The 18,918-nt window shown below is 63.7% G+C and carries 18 protein-coding genes; 9 read left to right on the plus strand and 9 right to left on the minus strand.

The features are described from left to right. The first annotated feature begins 64 nt into the window (after positions 1 to 64). Positions 65 to 1,117, plus strand: coding sequence for an aldo/keto reductase (locus tag F7R11_RS23085; RefSeq protein WP_021193907.1), 1,053 nt, complete (start codon positions 65 to 67; stop codon positions 1,115 to 1,117). Here the strand turns inward: F7R11_RS23085 and prfH are convergent. The 5 genes from prfH to F7R11_RS23110 form a co-directional block, all read right to left on the minus strand. Continuing rightward, positions 1,114 to 1,746 carry a peptide chain release factor H gene (gene prfH, locus F7R11_RS23090; protein ID WP_064807508.1) on the minus strand — a complete coding sequence of 211 codons (633 nt, stop codon included), beginning with the start codon at positions 1,744 to 1,746 and terminating at the stop codon, positions 1,114 to 1,116. The genes F7R11_RS23085 and prfH overlap by 4 nt on opposite strands. Further along, the gene (locus F7R11_RS23095; RefSeq protein ID WP_064807505.1) at positions 1,746 to 2,876 is read right to left on the minus strand and encodes an RNA ligase RtcB family protein; all 1,131 of its coding nucleotides are present in this window, start codon (positions 2,874 to 2,876) and stop codon (positions 1,746 to 1,748) included. The genes prfH and F7R11_RS23095 overlap by 1 nt, the downstream gene beginning before the upstream one ends. Before the next feature lie 267 nt (positions 2,877 to 3,143). Further along, on the minus strand, positions 3,144 to 3,350 hold the full coding sequence (locus F7R11_RS23100; RefSeq protein ID WP_064807503.1) for a DUF2783 domain-containing protein: 207 nt from the start codon (positions 3,348 to 3,350) through the stop codon (positions 3,144 to 3,146). Between the two features lie 30 nt (positions 3,351 to 3,380). Further along, complete coding sequence (locus F7R11_RS23105) at positions 3,381 to 5,060, minus strand: FAD-dependent oxidoreductase (RefSeq protein WP_064807500.1); 1,680 nt, start codon at positions 5,058 to 5,060, stop codon at positions 3,381 to 3,383. A 75-nt stretch (positions 5,061 to 5,135) separates the two neighbouring features. Beyond that, positions 5,136 to 6,095, minus strand: a complete 960-nt coding sequence (locus F7R11_RS23110) for an MBL fold metallo-hydrolase (protein ID WP_021193912.1) — start codon at positions 6,093 to 6,095, stop codon at positions 5,136 to 5,138. A gap of 295 nt (positions 6,096 to 6,390) precedes the next feature. Here F7R11_RS23110 and F7R11_RS23115 point away from each other — a divergent pair, with 295 nt between their 5' ends. The 4 genes from F7R11_RS23115 to F7R11_RS23130 all read left to right on the plus strand — a co-directional run bounded on the left by F7R11_RS23115 (position 6,391) and on the right by F7R11_RS23130 (position 11,039). Then, positions 6,391 to 7,275, plus strand: coding sequence for an IclR family transcriptional regulator (locus tag F7R11_RS23115; protein WP_021193913.1), 885 nt, complete (start codon positions 6,391 to 6,393; stop codon positions 7,273 to 7,275). 125 nt (positions 7,276 to 7,400) lie between these two features. Continuing rightward, entirely contained in the window at positions 7,401 to 8,453 is a 1,053-nt protein-coding gene (locus F7R11_RS23120; protein WP_064807498.1) for a branched-chain amino acid ABC transporter permease, read from the plus strand. A 4-nt stretch (positions 8,454 to 8,457) separates the two neighbouring features. Next, entirely contained in the window at positions 8,458 to 10,284 is a 1,827-nt protein-coding gene (locus F7R11_RS23125) for a branched-chain amino acid ABC transporter ATP-binding protein/permease (RefSeq protein WP_064807496.1), read from the plus strand. A gap of 11 nt (positions 10,285 to 10,295) precedes the next feature. Continuing rightward, positions 10,296 to 11,039 (plus strand): ABC transporter ATP-binding protein, encoded by a 744-nt coding sequence (locus F7R11_RS23130; protein ID WP_064807494.1) that lies wholly within the window; start codon positions 10,296 to 10,298, stop codon positions 11,037 to 11,039. An 18-nt stretch (positions 11,040 to 11,057) separates the two neighbouring features. Here F7R11_RS23130 and F7R11_RS23135 read toward each other — a convergent pair whose 3' ends face one another. Together F7R11_RS23135 and F7R11_RS23140 are read right to left on the minus strand one after the other, a co-directional pair. After that, positions 11,058 to 11,399, minus strand: a complete 342-nt coding sequence (locus F7R11_RS23135; RefSeq protein WP_021193917.1) for a hypothetical protein — start codon at positions 11,397 to 11,399, stop codon at positions 11,058 to 11,060. 105 nt (positions 11,400 to 11,504) lie between these two features. After that, positions 11,505 to 12,014, minus strand: a complete 510-nt coding sequence (locus F7R11_RS23140) for a GNAT family N-acetyltransferase (RefSeq protein ID WP_064807492.1) — start codon at positions 12,012 to 12,014, stop codon at positions 11,505 to 11,507. A gap of 176 nt (positions 12,015 to 12,190) precedes the next feature. Between F7R11_RS23140 and F7R11_RS23145 the strand changes: the two genes are divergently transcribed. Beyond that, positions 12,191 to 13,063 carry a D-amino-acid transaminase gene (locus F7R11_RS23145; RefSeq protein ID WP_064807490.1) on the plus strand — a complete coding sequence of 291 codons (873 nt, stop codon included), beginning with the start codon at positions 12,191 to 12,193 and terminating at the stop codon, positions 13,061 to 13,063. Between the two features lie 65 nt (positions 13,064 to 13,128). After that, positions 13,129 to 13,680 carry a surface-adhesin E family protein gene (locus tag F7R11_RS23150; RefSeq protein ID WP_064807487.1) on the plus strand — a complete coding sequence of 184 codons (552 nt, stop codon included), beginning with the start codon at positions 13,129 to 13,131 and terminating at the stop codon, positions 13,678 to 13,680. Between the two features lie 37 nt (positions 13,681 to 13,717). Here the strand turns inward: F7R11_RS23150 and F7R11_RS23155 are convergent, their stop codons facing one another. Next, positions 13,718 to 13,915: a hypothetical protein gene (locus F7R11_RS23155; protein ID WP_064809054.1), complete on the minus strand. Its 198-nt coding sequence runs from the start codon at positions 13,913 to 13,915 to the stop codon at positions 13,718 to 13,720. A gap of 346 nt (positions 13,916 to 14,261) precedes the next feature. Here F7R11_RS23155 and aspT point away from each other — a divergent pair, with 346 nt between their 5' ends. Together aspT and F7R11_RS23165 are read left to right on the plus strand one after the other, a co-directional pair. After that, on the plus strand, positions 14,262 to 15,947 hold the full coding sequence (gene aspT, locus F7R11_RS23160) for an aspartate-alanine antiporter (RefSeq protein ID WP_064807485.1): 1,686 nt from the start codon (positions 14,262 to 14,264) through the stop codon (positions 15,945 to 15,947). A gap of 69 nt (positions 15,948 to 16,016) precedes the next feature. Beyond that, positions 16,017 to 17,642, plus strand: coding sequence for a bifunctional aspartate transaminase/aspartate 4-decarboxylase (locus F7R11_RS23165; protein WP_064807483.1), 1,626 nt, complete (start codon positions 16,017 to 16,019; stop codon positions 17,640 to 17,642). 13 nt (positions 17,643 to 17,655) lie between these two features. On the opposite strand, the gene F7R11_RS23170 is transcribed toward F7R11_RS23165, so the two are convergent. Then, on the minus strand, positions 17,656 to 18,684 hold the full coding sequence (locus tag F7R11_RS23170; protein WP_082932926.1) for an alpha/beta fold hydrolase: 1,029 nt from the start codon (positions 18,682 to 18,684) through the stop codon (positions 17,656 to 17,658). Positions 18,685 to 18,918: the final 234 nt, after the last annotated feature.

Here is an 18,918-nt window from a genome sequence, read left to right on the forward strand (position 1 = left end):
TGCGCTGTTTCCAATGCGCGAGCCTGTGCTCGGCATTCAATCACCATGTACCGGAGTGGATCACATGCGCTACAACATGTTGGGACGGACAGGCCTGTTTGTGTCGGAACTGTGCCTTGGGACGATGACGTTCGGTGGCAATGATGGCATCTGGCAACACATCGGGGATTTGCAGCAGGCGGACGCCGAACGGCTGATTGGCCGCTCGCTTGAGGCCGGGATCAATTTCATCGATACCGCGGATGTGTACGCGAACGGCGTGTCGGAGAAGATCACCGGGCAGGCGCTCAAGAACCTGAAGGTGTCGCGCGACAGCGTGGTCGTTGCCACCAAGGTGTTCGGCCAGACCGGCGAGGGCGCAAACGCACGTGGTGCGTCGCGCTATCACATCATGGATGGGGTGAAGGCAAGCCTGGCGCGCCTGCAGCTCGACCATATCGACCTGTATCAGATCCACGGCTTTGACCCGGCCACGCCCATTGAAGAAACGGTGCGTGCGCTCGACACGCTGGTGCAGCAGGGGCATGTGCGCTATGTCGGTGTATCGAACTGGGCGGCCTGGCAGATCGTCAAGGCGCTGGGCATTGCTGAGCGCCTGGGTTGTGCGCGCTTCGAAAGCCTGCAGGCGTACTACACCATCGCCGGCCGTGACCTGGAGCGCGAGCTGGTGCCGATGCTCCAGAGCGAAGGTCTGGGTCTGATGGTGTGGAGCCCGTTGGCCGGTGGCCTGCTCAGCGGCAAGTACACCCGTGAGCAACAGGGCGAGCAGGGCAGCCGCCGCACGACGTTCGATTTCCCGCCGGTGGACCGCGAGCGCGCCTATACCTGCATCGATGCCATGCGCGTCATGGCTGATGCGCGCGGCGTGTCGGTCGCGCAGATTGCGCTGGCTTGGCTGCTGCACCAGCGCGTGGTGACCAGCGTGATCGTCGGTGCCAAAAAGGTCGAGCAACTTGACGACAACATCGCCGCCACCCAGGTTGAGCTGACGGCGCAAGAGCTGGCGCAGCTCGATGGTCTGAGCAAACTCCCCGCCGAGTACCCCGGCTGGATGCTGGAGCGCCAGGGTGAATACCGGCGCGGCCAGCTTGCCGGCACGCGGCAGGCCGGTCGCTAAGCACCGGACGCAGGCTCGAACCGTTCGCCCTTGAACACACGGCGCGGGTTGCCGCGCGCCACCTGGTGATGAAGCGCGCGCCGGTCCGCACGTTGCGCGGCATGCGTCGCCGCATCATGGTCCGCCAGTTTGTGTGCGAGCAGCAGCACGGCCAGCCGCTTGTTGGCGTGCTGGCTGCGCTCGGTCTGCACCTTCACGCTGATGCCCGTGGCGATGTGCGTGGCGCGCACGGCGGATTCCGTCTTGTTCACGTGTTGCCCACCCGGGCCGGACGAGCGCGTGGTCTCAAAGCGGATCTCGCCGGGTAGCGTTTCCGATGGCGCCGCGCAACGTGCCACGCCGAAGAACCAGTTCTTGCGTGCGTGCCGTGTGCCGTTTGCGCGATAGGGGCTGGGGCACGTCCATTGCATCGTGCCCTCCCATGCGCGCGCCACGGCGTCTTCGGCATCGCCCTCCAGGCTGACCAGCGCGGAACGCAGCGTGCCGGCACGTTCGCCGTCCTCCTGTTCCACCAGTTCGAGTTGAACGCCTGCGTCTGCGGATTCGCATTGCAGGCGCATCAGTGCTTTCGCCACAGCCAGTTCGCATTCCGCCGGCCCCTGCGCAGAAGACAATTGCAGTAGCACCATCAGCAGCACTCCCCACGCGTCTTGTAGGTCAGCACCGGGCGCAGGCGCGCGAGCACCTTCACCAGGCCAGCGTCCACCAGCGGTGCAATCACGCTGTCGATCGACTTGTAGGCTTCGGGTGCCTCTTCGTAGATCAACTGCTTGTCTTCGCAGATGACGTGGCTGCCGAGCTTGGTCCGGTTCAGTTGCGCTGGCGTGAAGCGGCGCACGAGGCGATCCTTGCAGTCGCTGCGCATCCACTTGCGGCCTGCGCCGTGCGCGAGCGAGAACAGACCGTGCTCGCTCGGCAGCGGGGCGACGAGGTAGCTGTAGTCCCCACGCGAACCGGGGATGACGACCACACCCGCATCTGACGGCGTTGCGCCCTTGCGGTGCAGCCAGCCACGTTCGCCATGGACCGTGGCCGGTGCGACAAAGTTGTGGTGTACATCGAGCAGGGGTTTGCCTTGCGCGTGCAGGCGGTCCAGCATGCGGCGCGCGATCAGTTCGCGGTTGGCCTTGGCAAAGTGCAGCGCTGTGTCATGGCGTTGCAGGTAGGCTGCACACGCCGGGTCGTCCTGCGACAGCCCGCTGTGGCCATGCGCACGAACTTGTTCCTCCAGAATCGCCTGGCCCAGCCCGCGCGAGCCGCTGTGTGCCAGCAGCAGAAGCTGACGCGGGTTCAAGGAAATGCCACCCGCTTCGTCGTAGATGTCATCCACGCGCAGCAGTTCGGCAAAGTGGTTGCCACCACCGATGGTGCCCAGTGCGGCGTCAAAGCCGGTGTCCGGGGGAGCCAATGCCGCTGCCAGTTCACGCCAGCTTTCGTCGAGCGGCGTATCGATGTTGCCAAGTCGCTTGTCGAGCTTGTCCAGGCTGACCTTGTTGGCATCGATATCCGTTGCCCACAGCGTCATGCCGCAGCCGATGTCACCACCGATCAGCGCCGGATACAGGCGGCCGACTGAGAAGAACGCCGCGCCCACGGGGTAGCCGCGGCCCGGATGCAGGTCGGGCATGCCAGCCACATGGCGCATGCCGTCGAGTGCTTTGGTGGTTTGAAGTTGTCGGATCGCATCGCCTTCGATCCAGGTGTCGTCCGAGGCGATCAGGGTGCCGCCATCGAACAAATGCAAGATGCAATTGCCCATGAGTGTTCCATATCAGGTCTGAAAAAAACGTCTGATGTGGCAGGCCGGGGCCCGGGGCAATGCGAAGACGCTGTGAGTTACAGCGCGAGAGATTCGATCAACCCAGGCAAGGGCCTGCAAAGGGGAAAGCAAGGTGACGCATGATTTTTTTTCCTCCTGTGCAAATTGGTTGATCGGTAAGCGGAGCGGATACTAGCACCGCACTTTGCGCGGTCGCAAGTGCGATGCCGTGCGAGTGTTGGATTGTTGAAACGCGATGGCGCTGACTTACGCGGTGCTTGCGGGCAATGCCAGCCGCGCCGCCGCCAACGCCTCGCGCAGCACGACCATGTCGCCGATATGGTTGGCGAGCAGCAGGATGAGCTGTGCGTTGAGCATCGCGCTTTGCTCGTCGCTCAGGTTGCGGTGCGTGTCGATCAACGCCTCGTAGAAGTCGTCGGGGCGGGGCAGGTTGGGTTGAGTGTTCAGCGGCATGGTGGTCGGCGTTGCGCTCAGGCGCTGGGTTCAGACGATCGCGGTGGCGCGCGGCGTTGCGGTGGATGCCGCGTGGCCGCATGCGCGAAGCACGGCAGCCGTCAGCTTGGCAGGGTCGAGCGCGCGCCAGCGTGCGCAGACGTGCTGGTCCGGGCGGATCAGGTAGGTCGTGCCGGGCCGCGCGTCATAGCGTTGTGCGACAAGGCCATCGACGTCTTCGAGCGCGGTCACGTTGGCCGAAACCGTGCCTTTGCCACCGGAAGGGAAGATCGCCAGCGTAGGCAGCGGTAGCGCATCCACATGCTCGCCGGCACCGCAGAAGCGCAGCACGGTAAAGCCGTCGCGCATATGGGAGAGCAGCCAGTCAGCATGGCCATCGGCACTGCGTACCGGCGCGTCCAGAGCGACCGCACCTGGCACCAGCGCGCTGGCGAACGGTGCATCATCAGGTGTCAGCAGCGGCGAGTCTACGAGCACCGTCGGCATCGACAGCCGCCCGCTGTTGACCAGCGTGCGCGCAAACGGATAGTGCTTGGCCAGCCGCAGCGTGGCATCGCGAAAGAGTCGGCTGACGGCGCTCTTTGGAGTGATGAAATCGGTCGAACGCGTGGAGTGACGGATGTTGTCGTCGGCGGCGAATTCGCGCTCGCTTGCATAGGTGTCGAGCAGCGCGGCGGGGGCGTCGCCATTGAGGACCATGCGCAGCTTCCACGCGAGGTTCTCGGCATCTTGCAGGCCGCTGTTGGCACCACGCGCGCCGAAGGGCGACACACGATGCGCCGCATCGCCGATGAACAGCACGCGGCCATGGCGGAAGCGGTCCATGCGCTCACATGAGAACGTATAGACGCTGACCCATTCCAGTTCAAAGTCGACGCCTTCGCCCAGCAATGCACGCACACGCGGGATGACGCGCTCGGGTTGCTTCTCGGCCACCGGATCAGCGTCCCAGCCGAGCTGGAAGTCGATGCGCCAGACGTTGTCGGGCTGGTGGTGCAGCAGCACAGACTGGTTCGGGTGGAACGGCGGATCGAACCAGAACCAACGCTCGCTTGGGAACGGCGCGTCCATGCGCACATCGGCGATCAGGAAGCGATCCTTGAACGTCTGGCCATGCGCTTCCAGGCCCATCATGTGGCGTACCGGGCTGCGCGAGCCATCGGCGGCGACCACATACTGTGCACGCTGCGTGTAGGTGCCGTCGGGCGTCTCGATGGTGAGCGTCACGCCATCGGCATCCTGCGTGATGCCCGTCACCTTGTTCTTCCAGCGCAGCGCGATGTTGGGCAGCGCCTGGGCGCGTTCAGCGAGAAAGCCTTCGACGTAGTACTGCTGCAGGTTGATGAACGCGGGGCGATGGTGGCCGGCTTCGGGCAGCAGGTCGAAGCTGTAGAGCAGTTCGTTCTTGAGGTAGACCTTGCCAACGTTCCAGCTCACGCCCTTGTCGACCATGCGGTCGCCGCAGCCAAGGCGGTCGAAGATCTCCAGTGAGCGCTTGGAAAAGCAGATGGCACGCGAGCCGGTGGACAGCGTGCAGTCGTCATCCACGACCACAACGGGCACGCCCTGCTGCGCCAGGTCGATGGCCGTGGCGAGGCCAACGGGCCCCGCGCCGACGATCACGACGGGGCGGGGCTCGGTCGCCGCGCCAGGCTGTTGTTCAGCGCACGGCGCGTACGCAAAAACGCGGTTCTGGAAATCGGGGTTCATGTCTCGCTCGCACCCGCGACGGTCGTGGCCGTCGCTTTGTTGGTGGAATCCGTTCACGGCAGAAGTGCTGCTATGTCAGTTCTGCAGTGCGGCCCACATTTCCTGATCGCGCTGGGCGGTCCAGATGCGCGGGTGCTTGATGCCGCTGGCTTCGTCAAAGGCGCGCGTCACGTCAAACGGCAGGCAGTGTTCGTAGATGAAGACGTGGCCGAACTTCGGGTCCATCGCGGCGCGGGTGTGCGCCATGGCGGCCTTGAGGTCCATCTTCTGCGCCACGGCTTCGCGGCCGCGCTCGAGCAGCGTCGAGACGAAATCGCGGGTGTAGGCGAGGCCCTTGTCGACTTCGGCGGGGTTGAGCAGCGCCGGGCCGCGGCCGGGCACCAGTTTGTCGGCACCTAGTGCACGCAGCGCATCCAGCGTGGCGGGCCACTCTTCGAGTTGCGCGTCACCGCAGTAGCAGGCGGCGTCGTATTCAACCAGGTCGCCCGAGAACAGCACCTTCTGCGACGGAATCCACACCACCGTGTCGCCCTTCGTGTGGCCGGCGCCCAGGTGCAGGATCTTCACTTCCAGCTTGCCGAGGAACAGTGTGAGTTCGCGCTCGAACACCAGCGTCGGCCAGGTCAGGCCAGGCACGGTTTCGACACCCGCGAACAGGCGCGGGAAGCGTTCGATTTCCGACTTCATATCCGCCTCACCACGCTCGACGATCATCTCGTACGTGCCGCGGCTGGCGATGATGTTCTGTGCGCCTTCAGCAAAGTAGGCCGATGCGCCCAGCACGCGCACCGCGTGGTAGTGCGACAGCACTACGTGCTTGATTGGCTTGTCGGTGATGGCGCGGATGCGTGCGATCAGGTCTTGGGCCATCGCCGGGGTGGCGGTGGTGTCGACGATCAGCACCGAGTCGTCGCCGATGATGACGCCCGAGTTTGGGTCGCCCTCGGCGGTGTAGGCGTAGGCGTTGGGAGAGAGCTGGGTGAAGGTGACTTGTTTGGCCTCGAGGTCGGCTTGCGAGGCGAAGGCTTTGGCCATTCTGTCACTCCTGTCGTAGTGAATTACGGTTGGGGGAATTTCTTTCGGTGGCGAAGTTGCCGTGAAAGCGCGGTTGGGGGCACGCAGATGTCAGGCAAGACCGAACGTTGGCCATCATAGACCGCACGGTTGGGTGGCGCGCCTAGGGTATACGTTGATTATGATTGGAAGCATTGTTTCTACAATGCGTAAAAATTAAAACACCGTTAGCGGCGGCGGTCCGCATGCTACGCTCGCAGCACTTGTCGCCTCCGGCACCGCCCGGTGCACCCCAACTTGCGCCCCCCACGAGGACATGGAGACCACTGAAGTCGAAGACGATCTGCCACCCGATGGCGATGCTGACGATGCGCGCGCAAATCGCGACCGTTCTGGCATCCAGTCCATCGAGGTCGGCACGCAATTGCTGGTTGCGCTGACGCACGCCATGCGCGCGATGGCGCTGGGTGATCTGGCACGTGCAGCGGGCATGCATCCGTCCAAGGCGCATCGCTATCTGGTGAGCCTGCAACGCGTGGGTGCTGTCTCGCAAGACCCGCTCACCGGCCGTTATGAGCTTGGGCCCTTTGCGCTGCGTCTGGGGTTGGCGAGTCTGAACCGCACCGATGCCATCGTCCGCACACGGCCTTTGCTGGCTGGCATGCGTGACCAGACCGGCCACACCATCGGCATTGCTGTGTGGAGCGATCGCGGCCCAACCGTCGTGCACTGGGAAAAGGCCGGTGGCGCACCTGGGGTGAACCTGCGCATCGGTGACGTCATGCCGATGCTCAATTCCGCGACTGGGCGCCTGTTCGGTGCGTATCTGCCGATCGAGCAGACACTGCCGCTGGTCGAGCGCGAACTGCACGAGCGCGCCAGCGATGATCTGCCGGGCCTGCCGCGCTCGCTGACGGACTACTACCGTTTATGCGAAGACATTCGCCGGGAAGGCGCGTCGTGGGTCTCGGGCAGCCTGTTGCCCGGGGTGAGCGCGCTGTCATTACCGGTGTTTGGCGAGCGTGGGCAACTGGAGCTGGTACTCATCGCGCTGAACCTGCAGCCGCTCTTTCATGCGGAACGCGGCGGCGAACTGGAAGCCACGCTGCGGGCCTTCGTGACACAGCTTTCTGCCATGCTGCGGGTGCCGGCACCGGAACCGGCCAAGGCGGGCGCCCGTCGAGCCCGTGCGACGCGTTAGCGGTTCTTAGGGTTCTCGCCAATTTTATCCTTTCGTAAGAAATTTACTATCTCGTAACTCGTGGCGCCCCCTCGCGCTTTTTGTGCTTCCACGCGAATCCCACGACTACAAGAACGAGGAGACTCATGGACTTGTCGATTGCCGCCATCCTGGCGCAGGACGGCGTGACATCAGGCGCGATCTACGCGCTCCTGGCATTGGCGCTCGTGCTGGTGTTTTCGGTCACGCGTGTGATCTTCATCCCGCAGGGGGAGTTCGTCGCCTATGGCGCGCTCACGCTGGCAGCCATTCAGGCCAACAAGGCGCCGCTATCGGCGTCGATGCTGGTTGCCCTTGGCGTGCTGACCTTCCTCGTCGAGATGGGCCGCACGCTGCTGCAGCCCGAGTTGCGCTTGCATGCGTTGCGCACGGGCGCCATCTACGCGGGCAAGTACCTTGTCTTTCCGCTGGCGGTGTACGCCGCGGCCAGCATGCTCGCGCCGATGACGCTGCCAATGGCCGTACAGGTGGCGCTCGCACTGCTGATCGTCATTCCGATGGGGCCGATGATCTACCGCCTGGCCTACGAGCCCCTGGCCGAAGCGAGCACGCTGGTGCTGCTGATCGTCTCGGTGGGCGTGCACTTTGCGATGGTGGGGCTGGGCCTCGTGATGTTCGGCGCAGAAGGCTCGCGCACCGATGCGTTTTCCGACGCGCGCTTTGATCTGGGCGCGCTCTCGGTGTCGGGCCAGAGCCTGTGGGTGGTAGCGGTGTCGGTGCTGATGATTGTGGCGCTGTACTTCTACTTTGGTCGTACGGTGTCAGGCAAGGCGCTTCGCGCCACGGCGGTGAACCGCCTCGGTGCACGTCTCGTCGGTATCGGCACTACGCAAGCCGGGCGCTTGGCCTTTACGCTGGCCGCGGCGCTGGGCGCGCTGTGCGGCATCCTGATCGCGCCCCTCACCACGGTGTACTACGAATCCGGTTTCCTGATCGGCCTGAAGGGTTTCGTGGGGGCCATCGTCGGGGGGCTGGTCAGCTATCCGGTGGCTGCCCTGGGCGCGCTGCTGGTGGGGCTGCTGGAGTCGTATTCATCGTTCTGGGCGTCGGCGTTCAAGGAGGTGATCGTATTCACGCTCATCATCCCGGTGCTGCTGTGGCGGTCGCTCACCACCAAGCACGTCGAAGAAGAGGAATAAGCCGATGAACACGCTCACCAAATCTTCTGACCAGACCGGCCAGCGCGGCTGGTTCTCGCGTAACCGCGTGTTGACGGCTCTCTTCGTGATCGTGCTGGCGCTGGTGCCGGTGGTGCCGACGCCCGAGTTCTGGATCACGCTGTTGAATTACATCGGGCTCTATAGCCTTGTCGCGCTGGGTCTTGTGCTGCTCACGGGTGTGGGCGGGCTGACCTCGTTTGGGCAGGCGGCGTTTGTTGGCCTGGGTGCATACAGCACCGCCTATTTGACGACGCAGTACGGGCTGTCTCCGTGGCTCGGCTTGCTCGCCGGGCTGGTCATCACGATGGTCTGCGCTTATGTGATCGGACTCATCACGATGCGCATGTCGGGCCACTACCTGCCGCTGGCGACGATTGCCTGGGGCCTTTCGTTGTTCTTCCTGTTCGGCAATCTGGAGTTTCTGGGCAAGTACGACGGGCTGAACGGCATTCCCGTGCTGAACGTGCTTGGCAAGCCTTTGCAGACCGGGCGCGAGATGTTCTACCTGATCTGGGCCGTGGTGGTGGTGGCCGTGCTGGCGGTGCAGAACCTGCTGAACTCGCGCCCAGGCCGCGCCATCCGCGCACTCAAGGGCGGCGGCACGATGGCCGAGGCGATGGGCGTGAACACGGCGTGGATGAAGGTGGTGATCTTCGTGTTTGCGGCCGTGCTGGCGTGCATCTCGGGCTTTCTCTATGCGCACTTGCAGCGCGCGGTCAACCCGACGCCGTTTGGCCTGAATTACGGCATCGAATATCTGTTCATGGCGGTGGTCGGTGGCGTGGGCCATGTGTGGGGTGCGGTGCTGGGCGCGGGCTTGCTGACCATCCTGAAGGACAGCCTGCAGAGCATCCTGCCGAAGCTGCTGGGCTCCAACGGCAACTTCGAGATCATCGTGTTCGGTGTGCTGCTGGTGCTGTTGTTGCAGCACGCGCGCGATGGCGTATGGCCCTTCATCCGCAAGCTGTTTCCGTCGGCACCGACGGCCCGCGCGCCGGAAGATGCGCCCGCGCTCAAGCAGCGCGAGAAACCGCAGGCTGGCGAGTTGATCCTTGACGTGCGTGCTGCACGCAAGGAGTTTGGTGGCTTGGTGGCGGTGAACGACGTCAGCTTCCAGGTGAAAGCCGGCGAGATCATCGGTCTGATCGGCCCCAACGGCGCCGGCAAATCGACCACCTTCAACCTCGTCACCGGCGTGCTGCCGGTCACGCGCGGCGAGGTGCTTTACCGAGGCGAGCAGATCAGCGGTAAGCCCTCGCGCGAGATCGTCAAGCGCGGCATCGGCCGGACTTTCCAGCACGTGCAACTGCTGTCGGGTATGACGGTGCTGGAGAACGTGGCCATCGGTGCCCACCTGCGTGGCGATTTTGCGGCGCAGGGCGGGGTGCTCGCCAGCGTGGTGCGCATGAATCAAGCGGAAGAGCAAAAGCTGCTGTTCGAGGCACGCCGCCAGCTGGAACGCGTTGGCCTGGCCGATTGCATGTATCAGGAAGCCGGCAGCCTGGCGCTTGGCCAGCAACGGATTCTGGAAATCGCCCGTGCGCTGTGCTGCGACCCGGCACTGCTGTTGCTGGACGAACCCGCCGCCGGCCTACGTTACAAGGAGAAGCAGGCCCTGGCCGCGCTGCTCACCAAGCTCAAGGCCGAAGGCATGAGCGTGCTACTGGTCGAGCACGACATGGATTTCGTCATGAACCTGACCGATCGGCTTGTCGTGATGGAATTCGGCACCAAGATCGCCGAAGGTTTGCCGCAGGAAGTGCAGCAGAACCCGGCCGTGCTGGAAGCCTATCTGGGCGGCGTGGAATAAGGAGAGGGCGCATGTCGATCATTCTCGAAGTGAAGGACCTGCATGTCCGCTACGGCAAGGTGGAAGCGCTGCACGGCGCCAACTTGAAGGTGGAGACCGGGCAGATCGTCACCGTCATCGGCCCGAACGGCGCGGGCAAGTCGACCATGCTGGGCGCCATCATGGGCGCGCTGCCGACCACCGGTTCGGCCAATGGCGTGGTCTCGTATCTCGGTCACAACCTGACCGGGCTGCCAGTGGAAAAGCGTGTGGCGCGCGGCATGTGCCTGGTGCCGGAAAAGCGCGAGCTGTTCGCCACCATGAGCGTGGAAGACAACCTCGTGCTCGGCGCCTACCGTCGCAAGCGCGCGGGTGAGCGCAACTATCTGGACCAGATGGACGTGGTCTACGACCTGTTCCCGCGCCTGAAGGAGCGTCGCGTGCAGGAAGCCGGCACGCTCTCCGGCGGCGAGCGGCAGATGCTGGCCGTGGGCCGTGCGTTGATGGCCAAACCGCAGTTGCTGATGCTGGACGAGCCGAGTCTTGGCCTAGCGCCGCTGATCGTGAAAGAGATCTTCCACATCATCAGTGACCTGCGCAAAACCGGCGTGGCGACGCTGCTGATCGAACAGAACGCGCGCGCCGCCCTGCAGGTGGCCGACTACGGCTATGTGCTGGAAACCGGGGACATGACGCTCGAAGGCCCAGCGCAGGAACTGGCCGTCAACCCGCGCGTGATCGAGACCTACCTGGGCCTGGCAAAGAAGGCAGCCTGAGTGCTGCCGGGCGCGGGATCAATCGTCGTAGTCGTCGCGACGATGGTGCTTGCGCCATTCGCGCTCACGCCAGCGCTGCTCGCGCCACTGCTGTTCCTGCCATGCGCGGGCACGCGGGTCTTCGTAGTAGCCGGGCGGCGCAACCACCACCGGCTGCGGTGCAACATAGACAGGCGGCGCGTAGTAAGCGGGCGGCGGAGGCGGTGCGTAGACGGGGGCAGGCGCATAGACCGGCGCAGGCGCGACATACACCGGTCCCGGCACACCAATGCCGATATCAACATTCACTCGGGCCAGGGCAGCCTGGGACGACAGCGCCGCAATGGCGGCCAGCGCGCACAGCGCTAGGTTCTTTTGCATGATGGAAATCCTCGCTACGGCCGCACTGTAGTGGAACGGGGCGTGCGCAGTCTTACAGAAGATATACGGGTGTTACGAATTGTAATGGAGTGATGCGGCGAGCGCTCAGCGCAATGGGCGTTCCATCAGCTCAGCGTCGTCGCCGTAGACGCTGCGCAGCGCCGTCAACTGCGTGCTTTCCATGTGGGTGGACTGGTAGCCGAGGCGGCGCCAGAAGGCATCGGCACCTTGCACTGCCACCAGCCGCGATTGGCGCAGGCCCTGTGCCCGGGCGCTGGCGCACGCGGTTGCGTACAGTCGCTCGCCCAGGCGCTGGCCGCGGCCTGCCGGCGCAATGGCCATGTCATGCACGAACCAGAGTACGTCCGCTGCATCTGTCGCCGGCAGGGGGACGTGCAGTTTGGGTGGCGCCCATGCATGCCACGCATGCGAGAGCAGGTAGCCGACCACCGCGGCGCCATCCAGCGCGACCAGGCACATGGCCGGGCTGCGTGCCCAGCGGCTGGCAAGCGCATCGCCGGATTCCAGGAACCCATCGCCGTAACACGCCTGCTGCACGGCCAGAATGCCAGGCAGATCGGTATCGGCAACAGGTCGGATGATGAGGTCGGACATGGCGGGCAAGGGTGGCGGGAAGCCTCCGGAAAACCCGCAAGTCTACCGGACGGTCCCGGCGCCTCATGCCGTTTGCGCATAACCCGGGCGCACAACGCTATTCGCGGTGCAGTCCACGTATCCTTTGGATTCCTTGGCAGGGCAGTCCCGCCCGCCTCGAATCTCTCCCGCCCAGCATGTCCCGAATCGTCTTCCTGAACGGCCAATATGTGCCCGCCGCCGAAGCCACCGTCTCCATCATGGACCGTGGCTTCACCTTTGCCGATGGCATTTACGAAGTGACCGCCGTGGCGCGCGGCAAGCTCGTCGACAGCGATGCGCACCTCGCGCGCCTGACGCGCTCGCTGTCTGCCATCGACATCGAGAACCCATACAGCGAAGCCGAATGGACGCGCGTGTGCGAAGAACTGGTGGCGCGCAACGGCCTGGAAGAGGGTGTCGTCTACATGCAGGTCACGCGTGGCGTGGCCGAGCGCGACTTTGGCATTCCTGCGCAAATCACGCCGACAGCCGTGGCCTTCACGCAGGTCAAGACCATTGTCGACAGCCCGCTTGCACGCAAGGGCGCGACCGTTGTGACGGTGCCCGACCTGCGCTGGAAGCGTTGCGATATCAAGAGTGTCGGTCTGCTGCCGCAGGTGATGGCCAAGCAGATGGCCGCCGCCGCGGGCGCGAACGAGGCCTGGATGACCGATGGCGACCGTGTGACCGAAGGCGCGTCGTCCACCGCCTTCATCATCACGGCAGACAAGCGACTGATTACGCGCCCGCTGTCGAACGCTGTACTGCCGGGCATCACGCGTGTGTCGATCCTGGCGCTGGCGCGCGAGCATGGTCTGACGCTGGAGGAGCGCACCTTCACCGTGCAGGAAGCCCAACAGGCGGCCGAGGCGTTTTACACCAGCGCATCAACGTTTGTGATGCCCGTGGCGGCCATTGACGGTGTGAAGATCGGGAATGGCCAGCCCGGCCCGCTGACGCAGGCATTGCGCGCGCTGTATCTGCGGTTTGCCGGTATTGACGCTGCCGAACCGGTCGACCAGATGTGACGAGAACGGTTGAGCCTACGCGGTAGAATCGCTCGCTCAGTTTTTGCAGCAAGGCGAGACCACCCATGAAAACAGGAGGCTGGCGCCCGCAAAGCGCCATCGCGGCAACCCTCTTGGTTGTTGCGCAGTGGGCAGCAATGCCCGCGTTTGCTCAAACCATATCTACGTCGGCGGCTGCGCCGGCCATGTCCGCAACCCCGGCAACCCCCGCCGCATCCACAACGCCCGAGCGTGCCAGCGACGATACTCGCTGGCGCCGCTTCGTCGGCGCCACCGGCGTGGTGTCGTACGTCGACAAGCAATCCGTCCAGCCGCAGGTGGAGGCGCAAGCCGGCACACCCACCGTGCACTTCAATCTGTTGCGCAACGTCCTGCCCGATTTCACGATCAAGACGTCGGACGGCCAACCGATCCGTTCGTCGGTCAAGCAGGTGGTGCTCGACTGCGCGCAGCGCACCTACACGGTGATTGCGCAGACGCTCTATCGCACACGCAACGCCAGCGGTAACCCGCTCTACCAGATCCGCTATGGCGAAGATGCGCAAAGCCGCTCGCTTCACGCGGGCAGCGTGTTTGACTGGATTGCCGGGCGATTCTGCTCAGTGCAGCCGCACTGATACGCGAAAGCGCACAGGCAGCGTTTGATGCGCTGCCTCAGACCTGTATTTCTTCCTCGCGGCCCCGCGCATAGGGCTGTCGCTCCTGCTCAAGCTCCGGATATCGGTTTGAGGCGAAGCCCATGGCGGCTTCGTACGATCCGAACTGACTCGATTCTTCGGCCACGCCGTCGTTGACCAGAATCGCGTACCACTTCCCGTAGAGCGGTCCGTAGACCACCACTTTGCTTTTCATCGTATTGTCCCTGTCTTTGTATCGATGACCGGGCGTCGCGGTTTGCACGAGGCCGGCGGCTCGGGCTGTCCGGGCGCCAGGTCATGGCGGGCCGTCAGCGGTGTTATTGGCGGACGATGATTGCAGTGAGATGCAGGCACGTCAACGTTTGCGTTGGGCGCAATCTTCTAATGCAAAACATTAAATATGTGCCGTAGCAGTTAAATTTTGTGAAATTGACATCGCCGATGTGTAGCTTCTAAGGTCCACGGGCGTGTTGTGCGCCGCATGACTTGGCGCCTGATGTGATGTCTGTTTGTTTGGTCAAGCAGACAAGCCCGTAAGACCTTCCGGAGAGTCGCTGCCCATGGATTGGATTCACACCGTGTTCAAGAGCGTGCCGGAGACGGCGCTCTTTCTGTCGCTTGCCATTGGCTATGCGGTCGGCAAGATCAATTTCGGCAAGTTTCAGATCGGCGGTGTGGGCGGATCGCTGATTGCCGCGGTGCTGATCAGCCAGTTTGGCGTGACGATCGATTCTGGCGTGAAGAGCATCATGTTCGCGCTCTTCATCTATGCGGTTGGCTACGAAAGCGGGCCGCAGTTCTTTAGCTCCCTCAATCGCAGCACGCTGCGCGAGATCGCCATGGCGGTGTTTCTTGCGGTGAGCGGCCTGGTCACCATTCTTGTCTGCGGCAAGCTGTTCGGCTTCGACAAGGGGCTGACTGCAGGCATTGCGGCGGGCGGCATGACGCAGTCGGCTGTGATCGGCACGGCGGGCGATGCCCTGTCACGCATGGGCTTGCCGGCCGATGAGGTGGCACGCCTGCAGTCGAACGTGGCCATCGGCTATGCGGTGACGTACGTGTTCGGCAGCCTGGGCGCCATCATCATGTGCGTGAATATTCTGCCGCGCCTGATGGGGCGTGAGCTGCGCGACGATGCCAAGAAAGCCGAGCTTGAAATGGCCGGCGGCAAGCGTCCGCTGGAGCAGGGCGAGGTGGCGTCGCTGCCGGCGCTGGTCGGGCGCGTGTACGACGTGACCACGGGTGCGGGCAAGACCGTGGCGGAAGTCGAAACCACGTTGGATGACGGTATCACCATCGAACGCGTCCTGCGCAACGGCGAGGAAATCGCCATCGCGCCGAATCTGACGCTGCAACATGCCGATCGCGTCCTGCTGATCGGCCGCCGGGAAGCCGCTGCCAAAGCCTGGACGCTGCTGGGTGACGAGTCTGCGATGTCTTCCGACATGGACCAGCCGCTGCAGGTGCGCGACGTCGTGTTCACGCGCAAGGGCGCAAGCCACAAGACGCTGGGCGAACTCAAAGCGCAGGCCACGCGCGACATGAAGCATGGCGTGTACATCGCACGCATTACGCGCATGGGCAAGGCCGTGCCGCTGCTGGACGGCACCATCCTGCTGCACGGTGATGTCGTCACGCTGCACGGCGCACCGTCCGACATCAAGCGCGCGTCTGTCGAAGTCGGCTATCCCGTGCCGCCTGGTGACAAGACGGACTTTGTTTATCTCGGCCTGGGTGTGCTCGTCGGCCTGCTGATTGGCACGCTGGTGGCAAAGGTGGGCGGCATTCCGCTCACGCTGGGCAGTGGCGGCGGGGCGCTGCTTTCGGGGCTGGTGTTTGGCTGGCTGCGCGGCAAGCACCCGACCTTTGGCCAGTTGCCGAACGCGGCATCGCAAATCCTCAAGGACATGGGCTTGGCCGCATTCGTCGCATGCGTGGGGCTGGGCTCTGGCGCGCAGGCGTGGGCGACGCTGCAGAAGAGCGGCGTGTCGATCTTCATTGCCGGCGTGATCGTCACGATGGTGCCGTTGATCCTGACCTACCTGTTCGGCCGTTATGTGCTCCGCTACGACAACGTTGCCGTGCTGGCGGGTGCACTGTCAGGCGCGCGTTCGGCCAACCCTGCGTTTGGCGGCGTGCTGGAGAAAGCCGAGAGCAGTGTGCCGACCATCCCCTTTGCCATTACCTACGCGCTGGCGAACGTGCTGCTGACCCTGCTGGGTCCGCTTGTCATCGCCTTCGCCTGAGCGTCTCCTCGGCCCGCCACCGGCGTGGTGGGCTGCCCTTCGCCAACGCCGCATCCACGGGAACCTGCGATGACTACCAATCCGACGCAAAAATCCAAGGAGCTGGAAGCCCTTGGGCAACTGAGCCCGTTTGAACTGAAGGACGTGCTGATCCAGCTCGCGCAGAGCGATTCGCAACGCATCATGCTCAATGCCGGGCGCGGCAATCCAAACTTCCTGGCATTGGAGCCACGCCACGGTTTCTTCCAGCTTGGCCTGTTCGCGCTGGAGGAGTCCGAGCGCTCGTTCTCGTTCCTGGCCGAGAAGATTGGCGGCATCCCGACCAAGCAAGGCTTTGAGGCGCGCTTTGAAAGCTTTGCACGCCGCAATGCCGATGTGCCTGGCGTGAAGTTTCTGCATCACGCTGTGTCGTACGTACGCGATCAACTTGGCCTTTCCGCCGAGGACTTTCTGGCGGAGATGGTGAACGGCATTCTCGGTTGCAACTATCCGGTGCCTGACCGCATGCTGAAGATCAGTGAGCAGATTGCCGCGCGGTACCTGAAGCAGGAAATGATCGGCAGTGCGCCATTCGTCGGCCAGTTTGATCTGTTTGCCGTCGAAGGCGGTACGGCGGCGATGACGTATCTGTTCAGCACGCTCAAGGAGAACTTCCTGCTCAATGCCGGCGACAAGATTGCGCTGGGCATGCCGATCTTCACGCCTTACATCGAGATTCCGGAGCTCAACAGCTTCCAGCTTGTCGAGGTCAAGCTCAATGCAGACCCATTCAATGGCTGGCAATACACCGACGAAGAGCTCGACAAGCTGCGCGACCCGAGCGTGAAGGCGTTCTTCCTGGTCAACCCCAGCAACCCGCCGTCGGTCAAGATCTCCAAAGACGGCTTAAAGAAGCTCAAGGCCATCATTGATGAGCGCCACAAGGCCGGTAACGATCTCATCATCCTGACCGACGACGTGTACGGCACGTTTGCGGATGACTTTGTCTCGCTGTTTGCGGTGGCGCCGTACAACACGATCCTCGTGTATTCGTACTCCAAGTACTTCGGTGCGACGGGTTGGCGCCTGGGCACCATCGCCACGCATGAGAAGAACGTGCTGGACGATAAGCTGGCCGCACTGCCTGAGGACAAGCGCAAGATCCTGCACCAGCGCTATGCGTCCATCACGACCGAACCCGATCAACTCAAGTTCATTGATCGCCTGGTGGCGGACAGCCGTACCGTGGCGCTGAACCACACGGCAGGCTTGTCGACGCCACAGCAGGTGCAGATGGCGCTGTTCTCGCTGTACGCGCTCATGGATCAGCCGGATGCCTACAAGGCCGCGGTCAAACGCCTGGTGCGCGGGCGCAAGGCTGCCCTGTACCAGGCCCTCGGTATCGAGTGCGATGCAGACGAGAACGACGTCGCGTACTACAACATCCTCGATGCCGAAGTCGTTGGACGCAAGACCTATGGCGAGGCGTTCGTGCAGTGGTTCAAGACCAAGACCAAACCGGCGGATGTGCTGTTCCGCCTGGCCAAGGAGAGCGGTGTGGTGCTGCTGCCCGGCAACGGCTTCGGCGCACTCAACCCATCGGTGCGCGTGTCGCTGGCCAACTTGAACGAGCCGGACTACATCCGCATTGGCGCAACGCTGCAGCGCTTGCTGGAGGAGTATCACCAGCGCTGGCAGGATGAGGGCGGCAATTAACGCGTTTGCATGATCAGGCCGGCGCCAACGTGCCGGCCACACGGGCCCGTTGCAGTGCAGCGGGTTCGTTGCCCGATTCCACATAGTCGGCAAAGCGGCGGATGCAGTCTGCTACCCAGTCGGGCCGGCGTAGCGGCAGCCAGTGGCCGGCATCGATCTCGTGCCGCCAGTAGTGTGATACCCAGGCCTCCACCGCACGGGTGACGGCGGGGCTCACGTAGCGATCCCGCGTCGGCACGATCAACTGCACGGGGGCATGCGGCGCACGTGCCTGCGGACGGGCCAGCCGCTCGCGAAAATTGGCGCGGTACATCCGCACACCATTGCATGCGTCGCGCACCAGCGATGGCCGTTGCGCCGCACCGCGGATGCCCTCCGTCTTGCGCAGCCACCACGGCCATGCGCGCGCCATCCACAATCGCCAGGACCATTCCGGCACCAGCGGCAGGTGGAAAACCCCCACATACCACGACTGCAGCCGCTGCTTCCACACCGCGCGCTTGGCCGCCCAGGTGCCGGTGTTGAGCTGTGCCTGCATCCAGTGGCCGACGTGATCGAGGCACGGCCCCGAAATTGACGTGTACGAAGCGATGCGTCCGCGTAGCTTGTTCGTGGTGACTGATTCCCAGCTGTGGATCGAGCCCCAGTCGTGCCCGACCAGGTGGAACGGTTCTCCCGGCAGCAGCGCATCCGCCACCGCGGCGAGGTCATCGACGAACTGCGGGATACGGTAACCGGTGGTGTCGGCGGGGGCGTCGGACAGGCCTGCGCCGCGCACATCGAAGGTGATGACGCGGCTATGGCGCGCCAGCGCATCGCGCACGCCATCCCAGACCGAACTGTCATCCGGATAGCCATGGACCAGGACGACCGCCGGTCGCAGCCGCGCAGCCTCATCCCTGGGCTGGGTCAGGCGCGCATGCAGGCGCACGCCGCCCGAGCGGACGACATGGGAAGACTGCTGGATGGGCTGGGGAAGGCCGCGCGGTTGGCGCGAATCCGGATGCGCATCAGGGGGCGCGGGAGCGGTAGGCGTGGCCATCGGCGGGTCTCCATGTCGATCAAAGGTGACATTGATCGATGGCATGGTGGCGCCGCTATCTCGGTTTGGCAATGCGCAACTTCACTAACGTTGCATCGATGCACCGCCACAAAGAACGTAGCTTTTCGTGAAAAAGTTCCATAGAATGCGAACGCGAATTGTTCCTATTACCATTAATTGAGCGGCCTGAGTGAGCCTACAAGCCGCCGAGATCAGGGAAATGCAAGAAAAAAA

The sequence above is a fragment of the Ralstonia insidiosa genome (assembly GCF_008801405.1).
In the GTDB taxonomy this organism is placed as follows: Bacteria; Pseudomonadota; Gammaproteobacteria; order Burkholderiales; family Burkholderiaceae; genus Ralstonia; species Ralstonia insidiosa.

What these genes read in the sequence shown, in the direction of transcription:
- F7R11_RS23115 (WP_021193913.1), top strand. Translation starts at nt 6,391, where the DNA reads ATGGAGACCACTGAAGTCGAAGACGATCTGCCACCCGATGGCGATGCT.
- F7R11_RS23120 (WP_064807498.1), top strand. Translation starts at nt 7,401, where the DNA reads ATGGACTTGTCGATTGCCGCCATCCTGGCGCAGGACGGCGTGACATCA.
- F7R11_RS23105 (WP_064807500.1), bottom strand. Translation starts at nt 5,060, where the DNA reads ATGAACCCCGATTTCCAGAACCGCGTTTTTGCGTACGCGCCGTGCGCT.
- F7R11_RS23165 (WP_064807483.1), top strand. Translation starts at nt 16,017, where the DNA reads ATGACTACCAATCCGACGCAAAAATCCAAGGAGCTGGAAGCCCTTGGG.
- F7R11_RS23095 (WP_064807505.1), bottom strand. Translation starts at nt 2,876, where the DNA reads ATGGGCAATTGCATCTTGCATTTGTTCGATGGCGGCACCCTGATCGCC.
- F7R11_RS23085 (WP_021193907.1), top strand. Translation starts at nt 65, where the DNA reads ATGCGCTACAACATGTTGGGACGGACAGGCCTGTTTGTGTCGGAACTG.
- F7R11_RS23130 (WP_064807494.1), top strand. Translation starts at nt 10,296, where the DNA reads ATGTCGATCATTCTCGAAGTGAAGGACCTGCATGTCCGCTACGGCAAG.
- F7R11_RS23155 (WP_064809054.1), bottom strand. Translation starts at nt 13,915, where the DNA reads ATGAAAAGCAAAGTGGTGGTCTACGGACCGCTCTACGGGAAGTGGTAC.
- F7R11_RS23150 (WP_064807487.1), top strand. Translation starts at nt 13,129, where the DNA reads ATGAAAACAGGAGGCTGGCGCCCGCAAAGCGCCATCGCGGCAACCCTC.
- F7R11_RS23170 (WP_082932926.1), bottom strand. Translation starts at nt 18,684, where the DNA reads ATGGCCACGCCTACCGCTCCCGCGCCCCCTGATGCGCATCCGGATTCG.
- F7R11_RS23140 (WP_064807492.1), bottom strand. Translation starts at nt 12,014, where the DNA reads ATGTCCGACCTCATCATCCGACCTGTTGCCGATACCGATCTGCCTGGC.
- F7R11_RS23125 (WP_064807496.1), top strand. Translation starts at nt 8,458, where the DNA reads ATGAACACGCTCACCAAATCTTCTGACCAGACCGGCCAGCGCGGCTGG.
- F7R11_RS23145 (WP_064807490.1), top strand. Translation starts at nt 12,191, where the DNA reads ATGTCCCGAATCGTCTTCCTGAACGGCCAATATGTGCCCGCCGCCGAA.
- F7R11_RS23100 (WP_064807503.1), bottom strand. Translation starts at nt 3,350, where the DNA reads ATGCCGCTGAACACTCAACCCAACCTGCCCCGCCCCGACGACTTCTAC.
- prfH (WP_064807508.1), bottom strand. Translation starts at nt 1,746, where the DNA reads ATGGTGCTACTGCAATTGTCTTCTGCGCAGGGGCCGGCGGAATGCGAA.
- aspT (WP_064807485.1), top strand. Translation starts at nt 14,262, where the DNA reads ATGGATTGGATTCACACCGTGTTCAAGAGCGTGCCGGAGACGGCGCTC.
- F7R11_RS23110 (WP_021193912.1), bottom strand. Translation starts at nt 6,095, where the DNA reads ATGGCCAAAGCCTTCGCCTCGCAAGCCGACCTCGAGGCCAAACAAGTC.
- F7R11_RS23135 (WP_021193917.1), bottom strand. Translation starts at nt 11,399, where the DNA reads ATGCAAAAGAACCTAGCGCTGTGCGCGCTGGCCGCCATTGCGGCGCTG.